Genomic DNA, 1,167 nt, shown 5'->3' with positions numbered 1-1,167 from the left:
CACCACCTTACTATATCTGATCTGGTACTCATTTGGCCGCTTCTTCATCGAAGGGTTGCGGACAGACAGCTTGTGGTGGGGACCATTCCGTGTCAGCCAAGTATTAGCCACCGTCTTATTCATCGGCGCATTATTGATTTTTGCTGCACGCCGCATGAACGACAAGTATTATGAATACTACTCTGAACACAACGGTCCGGCTTACAAATCAAGTAAATAGAAAATATACCAATAGATTGGAGAAGTGATGACTTGACGTCCAAAAATATTGCCGTACTAGGCGCTGGCTCATGGGGAACAGCACTTGCCATGGTCCTTGCAGAAAATGGCCATCAGGTGACCTTATGGACGCATAATCCAGAACAGGCCCGTGAGATTCAAACCACTGGAAAAAATGACCATTATTTACCTAATCTAGTGTTGCCGAAGAATATCATTGCAACAAACGACATGGCCAAAGCCTTGGACCAGGCAGACTTGATCAACTTCGTCGTGCCCACCAAGGCCATACGGCAGGTAGCAAGCCAGGTGGTTACTATTTTGCAAGAGAAAAATGTGCACGAATTACCGGTCATTATGCACGCGGCTAAGGGATTAGAGCAGGGCACTCACTTGCGGATTTCTGAGATTTTAACGGAAGTCTTCCAGCCAATTGGTCAAGCAAAAGTAGTGGTACTATCGGGACCTAGCCATGCAGAAGAAGTTATAAAACATGATATAACAGCCATTACAGCTGCTTCAACAGATGATGAAGCCTGCCACTTGGTTCAAGAGGTATTTATGAATGATTATTTTAGGGTCTACACCAATCCAGATATCATCGGGGTTGAATTAGCGGGCTCCTTGAAAAATATCATTGCATTAGGTGCTGGTGCTTTAGTGGGGGCCGGTTACGGTGATAATGCCAAAGCGGCCTTAATTACTCGTGGCCTGGCTGAGATTACACGTTTAGGTGTGGCGATGGGTGCTGATCCATTAACCTTTATGGGCTTATCTGCAGTAGGCGATTTGATTGTTACGGCAACAAGTGTTCATTCAAGAAACTGGCGGGCTGGCCAACAAGTTGGTCAAGGTCAAGCGGTGAAAGACGTAGAAGACCATATGGGTATGGTTGTTGAAGGGTTTGCGACAGCTGTTTCAGCCTATGAATTGGCCCAAGAAGAGGGC

General features: G+C 46.2%; 2 protein-coding genes. Both read left to right on the top strand.

From position 1 onward, the window contains the following. Positions 1 to 220, top strand: a 220-nt coding sequence (locus tag ACRCJ0_RS14745; protein ID WP_431390958.1) for a prolipoprotein diacylglyceryl transferase family protein, incomplete at its 5' end; no start/stop codon positions are given. A gap of 32 nt (positions 221 to 252) precedes the next feature. After that, positions 253 to 1,167 (top strand): NAD(P)H-dependent glycerol-3-phosphate dehydrogenase (locus tag ACRCJ0_RS14740; protein WP_431390956.1); only part of this gene is annotated, 915 nt, incomplete at its 3' end.

It is taken from the genome of Aerococcus sp. L_32 (assembly GCF_050689315.1).
The sequence above is the reverse complement of the archived record's forward strand: the minus strand, read 5'-3'. Positions and strand labels throughout refer to the sequence as shown.